The organism is Microcoleus sp. A6-C6 (assembly GCF_036705955.1).
Classification (GTDB): domain Bacteria; phylum Cyanobacteriota; class Cyanobacteriia; order Cyanobacteriales; family Microcoleaceae; genus Microcoleus.
Window position 1 is genome coordinate 14,166 of record NZ_JAUBVR010000018.1, and the last position, 14,325, is coordinate 28,490.

Below are 14,325 nucleotides of genomic sequence, written 5' to 3' on the forward strand. Positions count from 1 at the left end.
TAATTCGTAGATGGTAATTGTGATCCGGACAGTTTCGACTGATGTTGCTGCTACCACTCGCAGCTCTCCAAGTACGGGGATTTTGGGATACTCAGTCAAGCTGCATCCCGAACTCAAAGCCATAGAGCAAAGCGAAATTTATCCTAATTCAAAGAATCTCTGCAACAGTAGCTTCGGTTTCCCTTGGTTCAAGTCAATCTAATGAGTTCATGTTCGGTTATCTAACGATAATGAATACCAAGAAAGTAAAATTGGAACAGTAGTCGTAGGGTGTGTCGCCACCAACAATCTCTAGCTACATATCGACAATTTAACAGCGACGCACCTGATCGCAATAGGTTCATAAAGAAACACAAAATTTATTGTGTAGCAATCTTTTGTCAAATTGGTATTAGTCTTTGCCTAAGACAGACTATTTGCGCCTTTGCGTCTTTGCTTAGAAGTTCATTCATACCGTGAATCAGCAATCAGAGAGCAACAGTAAAATAACGCCTCACGCCTACTACTTATTCTTTTTCACCCGCATATATAGCTCTTCCATCGCCTCAATAAACGAACCATCCTTTTGCCAAAACGGCGGAAAATCTCCCTGTTTCTTGACCACGATCGCACTTACGCCACTTTGCACCCCCACCTCAATCGTCTGCGGCAACCGCTTCGCACCGTGCCAAAACTCTCTCAGGCTAATTGTTTGCGCTTCATTCGCGATCGCCCGCGTGTAATAGGAATTAACCGCCACAGGGGCCGCTGCATCCGCCGTCAACTCAGCAGAAAGCGCCATTCCCAAAGGCGTTTTTGCCAATTCGCGGTGCAGCACTTCCTTAGAAAGTCCCCGTAATTCAAACAGTAAAAACGGATCTTTGTCCAATTCGGCCGCCACCAAATAATAAACTCCCGCAATATGTTTGCAGGGATTACTATAGTCTGGACAAGAGCAAGTCGTTTTAAAATCCTCACGGCTGCTGGGTAAAAGATGCAATCCGAAGGGTGAAAAAGCCTTTTCAATATTGTCGGGCATTTCGTTGAGCAACAGCCGGGAAATGAAACTGGCTTTCGATGCCATTTGGGCGATCGCCACTTTCCACTTTGCCTGACTAATCGGCTCAAACTCAATTTTAGTTTTGTACAGCGGCTCCTTATAAACCTCAAAATAAGGATTAACCGATCCTCTCACCTCTGCTATCACTAAGCCATCATTCATTTTAAAGCTTTTTACCTTACCATTTTTTGCATAGGAACGTCCCCGCCCCAGTCGTCCAGAATCGGTAAACTTTTCCAGCGCGCTGATAAATTCATTCCCCCACCAAGTCCGAGTAAATTGTGACATAAGCTGTTCTGCATTTAAATTGTATATTTCGATGAATCTCAAAAATCCCAATCTCCCCCTCTCCCCCTCTCCCAATCTCCCCCTCTCCCAATCTCCCCCTCTCCCAATCTCCCCCTCTCCCAATCTCCCCTCTCCTAATCTAAAACTGCATTTTTATTCAGCCTAATTAACTTCTTAAATGCCTCATTATCCAACTCAGTCAACCACGACTCATCAGCACCAATAATTGAGCCTGCCAATTGCTTTTTGTCCTCAATCATTTGGTCAATCTTTTCTTCTAACGTGCCAATTGCCACAAACTTATGCACAAACACATTTTTTTCTTGTCCGATCCGAAACGCCCGATCAGTCGCCTGATCTTCCACCGCCGGATTCCACCAACGATCGAAATGGAACACATGATTAGCTTTTGTTAGCGTAATTCCAACGCCGCCAGCCTTCAGTGACAAAATAAATACCGAAGGTTCTGATTCTGGATCTTGAAACTCTGAAATCATCCGTTCCCGTTTTTCGCGACTCGTTCCCCCGTGGATGTAATAAGTGTTATAATGTAAAGTCTGTTTGATGTATTTTTCCAACGCACTTCCCAATTCTGTAAACTGCGTAAATACCAATAAACTTTCGCCTTCAGCTTTCACTTCCTCAATCATTTCGATCAGCCGTTCCAATTTGTGCGATCGCTCCGGTGTAAACTCACTTCCATCCTGCAAAAACTGGCGCGGATGGTTGCAAATTTGCTTCAGCTTCAGCAGCGTCGCCAAAATCATCCCCTTGCGCTTCATCCCGTCAGCCGCGTCAATTTCTTGCTCTACCTCTTTCACAATGGCTTCATACAAGGAAGCTTGCTCGCGGGTGAGATTACAGTATAGTTTTTGCTCAACTTTGTCAGGGAGATCCTGAATAATTGACTTATCCGTTTTCAGGCGGCGCAGAATAAAAGGTTCTACTAATTTTTTCAGCGCTGCTGATTGCGTGCGACTTCCATGTTTTTGAATCGGTAACTCAAACAACTTCCGAAACTGCGCCTCTTTTCCCAAATATCCGGGATTGAGGAAATTAAAAATTGACCATAAATCCAACAAGCGATTTTCTACAGGTGTTCCAGTCAGCGCCAACCGATGGGTAGCCGGCAACTTTAAAATTGCCTTGGTTTGCGCCGCCTTCGGATTTTTAATATTCTGCGCTTCATCAATTACCAAGCGATGCCACTCAACACTGCTCAACAGCTTCTCATCTTTGCGCGCCAAAGTAAACGAAGTAATCAACATATCGCAATCTTGGACGGCGGCTTTAAATGCTTTGGCATCTTGCAAGCGCCCAGGGCCGTGGTGAATCAGCGATCGCAATTCTGGAGCAAATTTTTCCATTTCCTTTTGCCAATTGCCAACTACGGAAGTTGGGGCAATTAACAGCGTGGGTAAAACCGCATCTTTGCTATTTTTAGTAGTAGATAAAACTTCCCGTTCTTGCAATAATCGAGCAATTACCTGCGCCGATTTACCCAAACCCATATCGTCGGCAAGACAGCCATTTAATCCCAAGCTTTCCAAATAACTTAACCAAGAAACACCGCGCTTTTGATAATCCCTTAACTTACCCTGAAACCGTACTGGATCTGTAATTAATTCGAGCCTACTCTTATCGTGCAGCTTCTCCAACATATCCGATAAAGCTTGATCGCGCTCTACCTCCAACTCTTCACTAGCTTCTCCTTGGGCCGTCAACTTCATAAAGTCAATCAGGCTGACATCGGGATTCTCTTCGCGATGTTTTTTCCAAAACTCCAGCATCTCCTGCATTTTATCTTTGTCCAGTTCCATCCATTGTCCTCGGAACTGCACCAGCGGCGTTTTACTATTAACTAAGGCCTCCCATTCTTGTTCGCTAACCCGATCGCCTCCGATCGCCAATTCATACTGATATTCCACCAAGGAGTTCGCTGAAAACAATCCCTTACCCTTGATTGCAGCGCTTTTCTGACTGCTGCCCTTGACTTGCAGCCGAATCTTCGCCCGCTGTCGTCCCTTCGGAGTCCACCAAGCCGGCACAATCACCTTATATCCGGCATCTTCTAGTACCCAAGCGGACTCGCTGAGGAAGGTAAAGGCATCATCTAAGCTGAGGGAAATGTTAACAGGTTTGTCGGTTTCTAGTCCATTCCAAAGCTGGGGATAAATGCGCGCTGCGTAACCAAGATTTGTCAGCAAATGTTGCTCGAAGTTGTCGCCGAATTGTTTCTGTAACTGTTTTTGTTGAGTCGATCGCGATCGCCAATAATCCTGCAACGGCACCCGCACAGATGGATCTTGTTTTGCCGCCACCTGAAACTCTAGAACCCAAGGCTGTTCGGGGTTTTTGGGGGATTGCAATTGAAAGCAAAGGGAGAATGAGTCAGCAGATTGATTGCGGGTAATGCGATCGCGCCAGGTTTGCCATTGTCGATATTGCTCTAGGCTGACTTTCGCGATTTTTCGTGTTTGGTTGAGGCAGATTTGGAGTAAAGAATCCGCAATCTTATTTTCAAACGATGCTGGAATCGGGGTTTGAGTGACAATTTCGGCGATCGCACATTCTGAAAAATGCCGCAACAACATTTCGCGATCGTAGAACTTTGGCGTCATATCTGCTAGTTTGAGCTTGTTAAAACCCGACGCACAAACTAGAGGCATCCATTCAACATAGCGTTGTAAATCAGTTTCGTACTGCGCTGAAACAATTTCCCATCCCGGATAAATCTCAAAGCTTGGTGCAGTCTTGGCAGTTGTTTTAGTAGTTTTTGCAGTTTTTGCGGTTGTTTTTGTTTCATCGGCTTTCTTGCGCCCGCGCGGGGCTTTTGCGGCGGGTTCTGATGTTTCGATGGGTGCGATCGCGATCGGAGCAGTTTCTCGATAGCGCAACGCCGGAATATAATGATCTTTCAGAACAATTTGTTTAAAAAATTGGGTGTAGTGATACCAAAACAGCAAGTCTGAACCAAACTGAACTTCTGCTAAATCGTAGAGGGCGAAAAAATGCAAATCATTCAATACTTTAGTCAAAGTGTGGGTAGCGATGGGAATACAATCCACTTCCCAATATTCCAACTCAAATGTTTCGGGTAATTCTGTCTCTAAATATCGCGCTAACTCTAAAGAGGGTAACGGCTGCTTGTCGGCAGTGGGCAGTAAAAAATACCGAGGGGCGATCGCGTATTCTAGCCCCATAGCACTTGTATTGCTGACTGGTGACAGTTGAATCCCGGCTTCTTTCGTTAGAAACTCTGTTAACTGTGCCGTCTCCAATTGTCGGGGATGAGCCTTAGCACGCTGCTTTTTCTTTTCAGTAGTTTCAACCCAAAGACAAAACGTTCCAGCTTGAACAAAACTTTCTTCTGTTTGAGGAATCCAAGTGCCGTGGAGGATTTTCATAGGTTATACCAAATGCAACCTTTGGCAGCCTATCATATCATGAAATTAGATAAGACGGCGGTTGAAACCGCGCCTATACAAACAATGTCCCAGATCAGAGGGACTAAAGATAATAACATAATTTTACCGTGCTATCTTTAACCCGCGCACCATCCGGGTTTTGCTTGTGTAGACGCGCTTTCAACCGCCTAGTCTTCTTGACTGTGGCGTGAGTTATGGTGGCCCGGAGGCAAAGTTCGATCGACAAATTAACCAAAAATATCAACAGTAAAGTGTCCGCAGTCAGATAAACTAATGGCGATCGCCCTCAAGACAATTTGATGCTATGTGGGACAAAATTGCCGCGCACATCTCTGAAGCAACCGGAGAAACATTTTCCATCGACAACCGCCGTTCAGTCAGCGGCGGCTGCATCAACCAAGGCTATGCTATCAGCAGTAGTAAGCGCACTTATTTCGCGAAAATAAATCAAGCTTCCCAAGTCGCGATGTTTGAAGCTGAGACTTTGGGTTTGCAGCAAATGGGAGAAACTCAGACGATTCGCGTTCCTGAACCGATTTGCTGGGGAACTGAAGGCAATTCTGCTTATATTGTGTTGGAATGGCTGGATTTGCGAAGTGGCGGGGGCGAGATAGCTTGGTCAGAAATGGGGCGGAAACTGGCTCAAATGCACAAATACATCCCCCCGAATCCACCTTTGGCAATGGGGAGGGAAGAGCCTAATGATAGCTTGTGGAGGGGACGTTTTGGTTGGAGTGTTAATAATACGATCGGCTCAACTCCTCAAATTAATCAATGGACTGCTGACTGGGCGAAATTTTGGGCCGAACATCGGATTGGCTATCAGTTAAAGTTGGCTAATCGTCGGGGCGGAAATTTCAGTCGGGGGGAAAGCTTGCTAGCAGCTATTCCGAAGTTGTTGGATGGTTACAAGCCTCAACCTTCGCTGATTCACGGGGATTTGTGGGGAGGAAATGCGTCGGTAACTGCGGCGGGGGAACCGGTAATTTTTGACCCGGCTGCTTATTGGGGCGACAGAGAAGTCGATATTGCCATGACTGAACTATTCGGGGGTTTTTCCGCAGCGTTTTATCGGGGTTATAATGAGGTTTGGTTGCTAGATTCAGGCTATGAAAGACGCAAAATACTTTACAATTTATATCATATTTTGAATCACTTTAATTTGTTCGGCGGGAGTTACGAGTCGCAGGCTAATCAAATGATTAATAGAATTTTGGGTTAAGATTTCAATATTAATTGGATTAGAGCGAATCACAAATGAAGTTTTGGAACTGTTGCACCAAATTGGGATTTATAGTTTTGTTTTTGAGCATCATCAGGGCTGAGAATGCTTTAGCTGCTTTACCCTTACAGGTGGGTGTCTATCACGGCGGCGGTTCTCGATACATTCAAATTGCTGAAAAACAAAATAGAATCTGCTTCAAAGGCTTTTCTTCTAACGGAGTTACTGTGGCTTCCGTTACGACGGATACTAAACGCGAAAACTTCTACAAAATCAACGGATTTGACGGTACATTTCTGTTGCAACAAGATACAGATACTGTCTTATTCGGCCCGATAAATCAGTTGATGAAGTATGTGGCAGATTATGGTTTTTCTAGAAATTTAGATGATAATTTGCAGCAGTGTCTTAGTTCCGAAAAGCCTTTCTTTAAACAAAAATCAGGCGGCCGAGGCGTTCGCTAAAAAGCGTGCATTTATTTAGATGCTGTAGGGTGCGTCGCCCTCCATAATCTTTCAACCAAATCGAATATCTGATAGCGATGCACTCCTACAAGTGGTAGTTTAACTAATATAGTTTTTCTGAATTAAGGTGCGTCGCTGTGAGATTGTCGATCGGACTTTAATGAATTTCGATGTATCCGCACCCGACAGCTACATATTAGTAAGGACACGACATTGGCGTGTCCCGACAGCTACATATTCGTAGGGACACGGCACTGCCGTGTCCCTACCAGTCAAGTTATTTACTTCTGTTTAGCCGCCGCTTTCTTCTTCGCCTCCTTCTCGGATTTCTTAGCCGCCTTCTCAGCTTCAAGTTTGGCGAACTTTGCTAATTCTTTCTCTTCCGTTATTTTATCCAGATAGTAGTGGTAGTCTCCGAGATAAGTCCGAAAGTCCCCGTCGCGAACTTCTACTATTTTGTTAGCCACTTGGGAAATAAAATAGCGATCGTGCGAAACGATAATTACTGTGCCGTCGTAATTTTTAATCGCCTCTTCCATCATCTCTTTCGCGGGAATGTCGAGGTGATTTGTCGGTTCGTCCAAAATTAGCAAGTTCACCGGTTCCAGGAGCATTTTTGCTAAAGCTAGACGGGCTTTTTCTCCGCCGCTTAAAGCGCCAACGTGTTTGAATACTGTTTCGCCGTTAAACAAGAACCGCCCCAACAAAGTCCGAACTTCTTCATTTTTCCAGTCGGGTACTTCGTCGTGAATGGTTTGCATCACGCTTTTATTCAAATCTAAGGCTTCGGCTTGATTCTGTTCAAAGTAACCGGGAATGACGTTGTGGCCTCCCATTTTAACGGAACCTTCGGTGGGCGTTTCTAAACCCATAATCAGGCGCAGCAGAGTTGATTTGCCTGCACCGTTGGGGCCGAGAAAGGCAATTCGATCGCCTCTTTCAATTAATAAGTCTGCTCCCAAAAACAGGATTTTCTCACCGTAGGTATGCACTAAGTTTTCAATTATTGCTACTTCGCGGCCACTGCGGGGTGCGGGGGGAAACCGGAAATGCAAGGTTTTTAAGCCGCCGGTGGGGGCTTCGATGCGCTCGATTTTGTCTAACTGTTTCTCGCGACTTTTGGCTTGGGTGCTGCGTGTGGCGCTGGCGCGGAATTTTTCAACGAATGCTTGCTGTTTGTCGAGTTCTTTTTGCTGGTTTTCGTAGGCGTTGAGTTGGGCTTCTCTGGCTTCTGCTTTTTGCAGTAAGTATGAGGAATAGTTGCCGAGGTAGGTGCTGGAAACGCCGCGTTCGGTTTCGACGATTTGGGTGCAGAGTCGATCGAGAAATTCGCGGTCATGGGATACGATTACCATCGGGGTTGTCAGCCCTTTGAGGTAAACTTCGAGCCATTCGATCGTTTCTAAGTCGAGGTGGTTGGTAGGTTCGTCTAACAGCAGGATGTCGGGTTTTTGGAGAAGAATTTTGCCCAAACTCATCCGCATTTGCCAGCCGCCGCTGAAGGCGCTGACTAATCGATCGCTATCTTCTTGCTCAAATCCGATTTCTGGTAAAATTTTCTCGATTTGGGCTTCTAAACCGTAGCCGTTTAAGCCTTCAAATTGCCGTTGTAGCCGATCCATTTTGTTGATCGTGTCGTCGAGATTTTCTGGGGTGGCGGCTTCGAGATCTCGGTGCACCTCCATCAAAGATTGGTGGACTTCGTTAGCTTCGCTGAAGGCGCGCCAAAATTCTTCTTTGACGGTGCGGGTGGGATCGATTTCAAATTCTTGGGAGAGGTAGGCGATGTGGAGGCTGGCGGGGCGAATGACTTCGCCGGAGGTGGGTTCGATTTCGCCGGCGATGATTTTGAGTTGGGTGGATTTGCCGGCACCGTTAACGCCTACTAAGCCGATGCGATCGCCCGGTTTGACTTCCCAGGTGACATCTTTGAGTACGACGCCTGTGGGATAAATTTTACTGATGTGTTCGAGTCGCAGCATTGTTATCGAGACTGGGGAAGGGGAGGTTTAGCGGCGGATGGGATGCCGGCGCTGAGGTCGAGTTAATCTTAACAAATTTTAATTAAATTTAGACATTGATAAGATTTGGGTTTGGGAGGGCGATCGATTTGAGATTTTGGATTTTTGATTCTGGATTTTAGATTCTGGGCGCAGGGCTAGCGAGAAACCGGTTTTTTTAGGAAAATACTTGGCACCAAGCCCCAGATTCGCGAAAAACCCGGTTTCGAGGAGTGTGTGAGGGCGATCGCACTTGGGGAAGTTGAGGAAACAGGGCTATCGTGCTGTCTCAGATTGAATTTCTCGAATAATGGTTGAAACTTCTTCTTCTGAATCTAGATGTCGTGCCAAAACTTGGGCTGTTGCTTCTAGGAGGCGATCGCTAAACAATTTTGTTAAATCTTGCCGCAAACCTTGCCCAATGTAAAACTTGAGCAAAGCTGACAAAGGCATATCTCGATGCAGTGCTATTTTGTTTAGGGATTCTAAGGTATCTGTTGGGATTTCGATTGATACAGTTGTTGTTGGGCGCGATCGGACTTTTAATGTAAGTTCTTCTTCAGTGTTGTTCATATAATTTTCTTTCTGTACGGGTAACTGGACGTGCAGAAATTATGCGGATTCGCAGGCTGCGTTCTACATAAACCACTAGCAAGAGGCGTTGAGTAATAGAGTACCCTATAATAAAATCACGTTTCTCAGTCTCTGAACTAGCATCACCTTCCTTGTAGAAGGGGTCTAAGAAAACTTCGGTCGCTTCTTCAAAGGTAACACCATGTTTTTCTAGGTTGCTTTCTGCTTTGTTGTTGTTCCATTCAAACTGAATGTCTTGGAGGCGATACAAAGTATCCATATATGAATCTTAACACAGTCAAATTTAAATAATGTCATTTTTGGAGTAGCTGGGCATAAACATCATCCTCAGTATTATCCCAAATTGCATCTAGCGATACTCGGCTTGTCTGAAGCCAGAATTCAGACTCATCATCAGGTAGGAAAGTAACGAGAATCCTTGCACCTTCAGGAATTTCTATTGGTTCCAACAATTTAATTTTGCCTTGGCGAACGATCGCCCAAAGTGTCTTTAGCATCATAGGGTGAGTCCAGAATCGTTCGGGTTGTATCTCAATATATCGGATTCGTTGAGGACTTGCCCAATCATGACTGATAGTTCGATCGGGCGATCGCAATGAGGGCGATTCCCTACGGGATAGCTTAGCTTCACGAGTTTTGTGTTTGCTGGGAATTGACGAAAGGGCGATCGCTCTTCAACAGCCTTTTTGCAAGCAATTCGACAAGGTGGCGAAGAAGTGAGGAGAGAAGTGTGATCGCTTTTAGGAGTGAAAGGGCGATCGTCCGATCGCCCTTCACCACCTTTGTATCCGGTGCAACCATCAGGGGATTGCGGATAATCGCGGATGTTAATTCGGCTTATGTCACGACAGTGGCAGGTTTAAGCATTTTTAAAACAGACGGTGCTTTGACCAAGTTTTAACCAATTATCACTCGATCTAGGGCCACTTTTCCTAATTAGTATAACTCTCAGAAACGTTGTTCAATTTGCTGGAGTTATCTTTCACGTTGTTGGCGATATGTCATCACATTTTAGATGATGCTGAAGGGGAAAAACGCCAATTTTTGATTCCCAATTTCCCCTGCCCAAGTATATTTATTTTTCGGCTATTCGATCGAGTTTTTCCCTCAGCAACAAATCTAACAAAGAACGCAGCACAAACAAGCCACCACATCCGGCAACAGCAAAAGCTACGATCGCCCCCGTTTGATATCCGCCCACCAGCAGCACTGCACCCGTCAGTACCCCAAAACCAGTCATACAGGCAAAAATCAGAGTTTTTAAGGCTAAATTAATCCGTTTCAGGGCGCGATCGCTCTCCATGTTACGGACGCGAATTTGCAGCTCGCCATCTTCAATCCGCTGCTCCAAACGCTTCAGGAAAACTTGCGATTTGCTCGGCTGCTGCAACTTGTAGGTGATGAAATTTCGCGCTTGAAGAGCCAATTCTCCGATCGCATTTTTCCGTCCTTTACTTACCGCAATGGTCTTCACAAAAGGCTGAGCGCATACTAGGAAATTGTAGTTAGGATCGAGAGTTCTCGCAATGCCGTCCAGAGTCGTCAGCGACTTGACAATAAACATCATTTGTGCAGGCAAGCGAAACGGTTGTTGCTCGAACATGATGTACAGTTCGTTCTTGATTTCATTAAAAGCTTGAAAGTCGATCGGCTTATCAATAAACTTATCCAACAGAAAAGCAATCAGTCTCCGCACCGGCATCATATCCGGCATCGGCTCAACTAAGCCGATCGTAATTAAAGTATCGAGTACCTGATCGGTATCCTTTCTCAGCACAGCAAAAAAAGTCTTGACCATTTCGTCTTTAGCCAAAGACTTCACCTCTGCCATCATCCCGAAATCATAAAAAATTAAGCTGCCATCTTCTGTCACCGCTAAATTTCCCGGATGCGGGTCAGCTTGAAAAAAACCATCAATTAACAACTGCTTCAAGTAACAGGAAATTCCGAGTTGATTGAGCTTCGTAATATCTACTCCAATCGCCTCTAAGCTAATCCTATCATCTACTTTAATACCGGGAACATATTCTAAAGTCAGCACTTTTTGTGTCGTGTATTGCCAGTAAACTTTCGGGACAATAATTTGAGGGAATTCCTGAAAATTATGGCTAAAGCGATCGGAATTTTTCCCTTCTTGCACATAGTCGATTTCTTGATATAAAATCTTAAAAAACTCGTGATAAATAGATTCTAGGTCGTACTTGCGCGTCCAAGGCAAATGGCGATCGCAAAAACGCATCACTTGCCGCACCGCCTTCACATCCAAATTAAATAAACTTTCTAAACCCGGGCGCTGCACCTTGACAATCACATCTTCCCCGGTGTGCAGCCTCGCTTTGTGTACCTGTCCCAGACTCGCAGCAGCGATCGGCAACGGGTCAAAATCGCGGTACAAAGCATAAATATCCTTGCCTAACTCTGATTCTACAAGGGCGATCGCCTCTTCGGAACTAAACTCAGGAACCCGATCCTGCAACTGTTCCAACTCCTTGACGTACTCCAGCGGCAGCAAATCCGCGCGAGTCGAGAGAGACTGCCCGATTTTAATAAAAGTCGGGCCTAAATCCAGCAAAGTATTCACCAACCAATGGGCGCGAATTCTTCTAGTTTGAGCAGAATTATTTTGCAGCAGTCCATCCCACCACAAAAAAAACATAAACTTTGCCGTCGCAGCAAAAACGTCTATTTGTCGTGCCAGCGGCGAATATTTAGAACGTTGCCAACGCAGGAGTTTCGGTGCAGCTTTTGTGAGCATAATATTCGTCGCGATCGATTTTCGTGCACCGCAAAGATTTTAACTGGAAAAGGCAGAATTGGGAACCGGTGCTTCAGACCGACAGCAACACCGGCAAATGACACGCGAACTACCATAGAAGCAGAAACCGGGTTTTTTACGACAATACTGCATCAAAACCTTGAATTCCCAAATAACCCGGTTTCTTTGATATTGATGTGCCTAGGGCTAATGAATTTGGCTTGCAGGTGTCCTCGTCTCCGCCACGAGGCCAAGAAAGCGCAACTGCAAACCTCAAAAATCCAACGCCTTTGTTTAACTATTCTTCCCGATTAGAGACATCTGCTGCAAATTGGGGCAGAGTCAGAGTAAAACAGGTGCGCCACTGATCAGCAGTTTCAGAATTTTCTGACGGACTGCTAGAAACATCAATATTACCATTCAAGTGCTGTACTAAGCTCTTTACCAGAGCCAGACCCAAACCAGTACCCCGAATACCACTTTGGTCAGTCACACCAGTGCCGCGGCGGAACCTGTCAAAGATGTGTGGTAAATCATCATCAGAAATACCGCGCCCGCAATTAGAGACGCTCAAGAAAATAAGGTTGCTTGCTTCAGACACATCCAAAACTACCGCAGTCCCATCATCCGAGAAATTGCCAGCATTCGTCAGCAATTCCAGCAGAATTCGATTCAAGCTATCGAAATTGGTTTCGGACCACAACGAGCGCTCCGGTAAATTCACCACCAGACTTAATCCTTGATCCGCCCATTTTTTGTTAAAATCTTTAGCCAAATCCTGAATTAAAGGCTTGAGGTCAATCCTGATGCGAGACATAGGCGTTTGCTGAGAATCTAATTCTTTTAGCTTCAGCAAATCCTTAATCAGATTGATTTCCTGATTACATTCCTGATCCAGAATATCCAAATACAGAGTTATCTGCGCCGGCGATAATAATTCCCATTTCCGAAAGAGTTCAACAACTATCTTGATCTTCGTTAGAGGATGTTGCAACTGGTCGCTCGCGGCAGCAAGAAATTCATCTTTGAGCTGATTTAACCGTTGCAGTTGCTCTACTTGTTTGCGAGATTGTTCGTACAATATTGCCTGTACGTCAAGACTGTGCTTTAACTGAGCAGTTCGGTTTTCGACAAGAGTTTGTACTTGCTTGAGAGTTTGAGTTTGGATGATCGCCGTACTCAATTGAGCGGCGATTAATTCTACAACCTCTAATTCTTCAACTTGCCAGATCCGGGACGATGAGTGCTGCAAAACCAAGAATCCCAATACCGTGCCTTGTCCGCTTGTCCCTACTAGGGGAACCAACAAAAGGGCACTGATATCCTGTAGTTTCAAAATTTGTCTGATGTGTTCTGGTTGTTGCGCCAGCAGTTCGCGGGCGTCGGCAATCGCAAGGGATTGGGGAACCCGGTTGAATGCTTCCTGGCACAAACTAGACTCCGACATCCAAAAAGCAGGGAAATGATTTGATTGTGAGCTTGGTGTTGTGGATTTGGAATTAGCTGTTTTTTCCTTGGTTTTGGTTTTTGATGTCGAGCTTTTTTTGCCCGCATTGCTTGGTTCTATTGCTGGTTTATTTAGGTCTTTTTTCTGACTGGATTCGCAAACTAATTCGACCTTGGCTTGTGGCGTTTGATTGGGAGAGCGAGTTTTAAATAGAGGGTCTGTATATTTCAACAGCAGGATTTGACCTCTATCTACTTCCAGGGTATCGGCGGTTTTTTCAATTACTCGCTGCAAAATTTGATCGACTTCTGAATTCGTGTCGATCGCGGCAGCGACTCTGCCGAGGAGATTTTTGTATTTCGCTTGTCGTTGTAACTGTTGGTTTAAACTGGCAATTTCTTGAGTTTTTTGAATGTCAGCAATCGCGATGCCGATCGCCTCTAATGCTGCTTCTAGGCGCTGGCGATCGGCTGCTGACCACTCATGAGGTTGCGACTTACCAAGAACGATCATCCCATTTACAGCCCCTCCAAATCGCGCAGGCGCTGCCAAAATTGCCCGACAAGGCAGCGGTGTCACAGGGGAATTGGGCGATGAAGCTGCCGAAATCTCAAGATAGTCGGAGATGGCCACTATCTCACCGTCTGCTAGCACGTTTACCAGGACAGGATGTTCGAGCGATATGCTAGACGATGCTAATTTTGTGCTTTGGGAGTATTCGGGTGTTTGAGTTGCGTCCGCAGCGTTTGGTCGATCGCTCCTCTGAAGCCAGCAAGCATTCGGAATTACTACTTTCTGGTCAGCTACAGCAGCAACCAAACAGAAATCTGCCCCACAAGCAACCCCCAAAGTATTGGCTATTTGTAGCAGCAGGATTTCTCGATCGATGTTGGTCGCGAGAATTTGGTAAATTTGCTGCCCCAGAAGGGCAGGATCGACTTGGTACTGCATAAGACGATCCAGAAATTTTTGGACTGATACTGGTTCTGCGATTTGTGGTAGATGCAAAGTGCAAGACTCTGACGGCGATCGGTCGATCGAAGTAAAGTCTTGATTTCCCTGGTAATCGATCATGGCAACGAAGCCTT

The 14,325-nt window shown here is 45.5% G+C and carries 13 protein-coding genes; 4 read left to right on the forward strand and 9 right to left on the reverse strand.

The features are described from left to right. Positions 1–10: 10 nt before the first annotated feature. Positions 11–202, forward strand: coding sequence for a hypothetical protein (locus QUB52_RS10030; RefSeq protein WP_332973084.1), 192 nt, complete (start codon positions 11–13; stop codon positions 200–202). A 300-nt stretch (positions 203–502) separates the two neighbouring features. Here QUB52_RS10030 and QUB52_RS10035 read toward each other — a convergent pair whose 3' ends face one another. Together QUB52_RS10035 and QUB52_RS10040 are read right to left on the reverse strand one after the other, a co-directional pair. After that, a complete protein-coding gene (locus QUB52_RS10035) occupies positions 503–1,327 on the reverse strand; it encodes an SWIM zinc finger family protein (RefSeq protein WP_332973085.1) in 825 nt (274 codons plus the stop codon). A gap of 134 nt (positions 1,328–1,461) precedes the next feature. Then, complete coding sequence (locus tag QUB52_RS10040; RefSeq protein WP_332973086.1) at positions 1,462–4,734, reverse strand: DEAD/DEAH box helicase; 3,273 nt, start codon at positions 4,732–4,734, stop codon at positions 1,462–1,464. A 325-nt stretch (positions 4,735–5,059) separates the two neighbouring features. Between QUB52_RS10040 and QUB52_RS10045 the strand changes: the two genes are divergently transcribed. Both QUB52_RS10045 and QUB52_RS10050 read left to right on the forward strand, forming a co-directional pair. Then, a complete protein-coding gene (locus QUB52_RS10045) occupies positions 5,060–5,977 on the forward strand; it encodes a fructosamine kinase family protein (protein ID WP_332973087.1) in 918 nt (305 codons plus the stop codon). A 35-nt stretch (positions 5,978–6,012) separates the two neighbouring features. Beyond that, on the forward strand, positions 6,013–6,441 hold the full coding sequence (locus QUB52_RS10050) for a hypothetical protein (RefSeq protein ID WP_265233240.1): 429 nt from the start codon (positions 6,013–6,015) through the stop codon (positions 6,439–6,441). 281 nt (positions 6,442–6,722) lie between these two features. On the opposite strand, the gene QUB52_RS10055 is transcribed toward QUB52_RS10050, so the two are convergent. The 5 genes from QUB52_RS10055 to QUB52_RS10075 all read right to left on the reverse strand — a co-directional run bounded on the left by QUB52_RS10055 (position 6,723) and on the right by QUB52_RS10075 (position 9,666). Then, positions 6,723–8,423 (reverse strand): ABC-F family ATP-binding cassette domain-containing protein, encoded by a 1,701-nt coding sequence (locus tag QUB52_RS10055; protein ID WP_332973088.1) that lies wholly within the window; start codon positions 8,421–8,423, stop codon positions 6,723–6,725. 294 nt (positions 8,424–8,717) lie between these two features. Further along, on the reverse strand, positions 8,718–9,014 hold the full coding sequence (locus tag QUB52_RS10060; RefSeq protein WP_332973089.1) for a hypothetical protein: 297 nt from the start codon (positions 9,012–9,014) through the stop codon (positions 8,718–8,720). Further along, positions 9,001–9,294, reverse strand: coding sequence for a BrnT family toxin (locus QUB52_RS10065; RefSeq protein ID WP_332966239.1), 294 nt, complete (start codon positions 9,292–9,294; stop codon positions 9,001–9,003). Before QUB52_RS10065 ends, QUB52_RS10060 begins: the two co-directional genes overlap by 14 nt. Positions 9,295–9,328: 34 nt before the next feature. Next, entirely contained in the window at positions 9,329–9,535 is a 207-nt protein-coding gene (locus QUB52_RS10070) for a hypothetical protein (RefSeq protein WP_265233236.1), read from the reverse strand. Beyond that, positions 9,532–9,666 (reverse strand): hypothetical protein, encoded by a 135-nt coding sequence (locus QUB52_RS10075; RefSeq protein ID WP_332966240.1) that lies wholly within the window; start codon positions 9,664–9,666, stop codon positions 9,532–9,534. Before QUB52_RS10075 ends, QUB52_RS10070 begins: the two co-directional genes overlap by 4 nt. Positions 9,667–9,765: 99 nt before the next feature. On the opposite strand from QUB52_RS10075, the gene QUB52_RS10080 reads away from it, so the two are divergent. Continuing rightward, complete coding sequence (locus QUB52_RS10080; RefSeq protein WP_265233235.1) at positions 9,766–9,936, forward strand: hypothetical protein; 171 nt, start codon at positions 9,766–9,768, stop codon at positions 9,934–9,936. A gap of 174 nt (positions 9,937–10,110) precedes the next feature. Here the strand turns inward: QUB52_RS10080 and QUB52_RS10085 are convergent, their stop codons facing one another. Then, positions 10,111–11,790: an ABC1 kinase family protein gene (locus QUB52_RS10085; RefSeq protein ID WP_265233234.1), complete on the reverse strand. Its 1,680-nt coding sequence runs from the start codon at positions 11,788–11,790 to the stop codon at positions 10,111–10,113. A gap of 298 nt (positions 11,791–12,088) precedes the next feature. Next, positions 12,089–14,311: a GAF domain-containing sensor histidine kinase gene (locus QUB52_RS10090; RefSeq protein WP_265233233.1), complete on the reverse strand. Its 2,223-nt coding sequence runs from the start codon at positions 14,309–14,311 to the stop codon at positions 12,089–12,091. Positions 14,312–14,325: the final 14 nt, after the last annotated feature.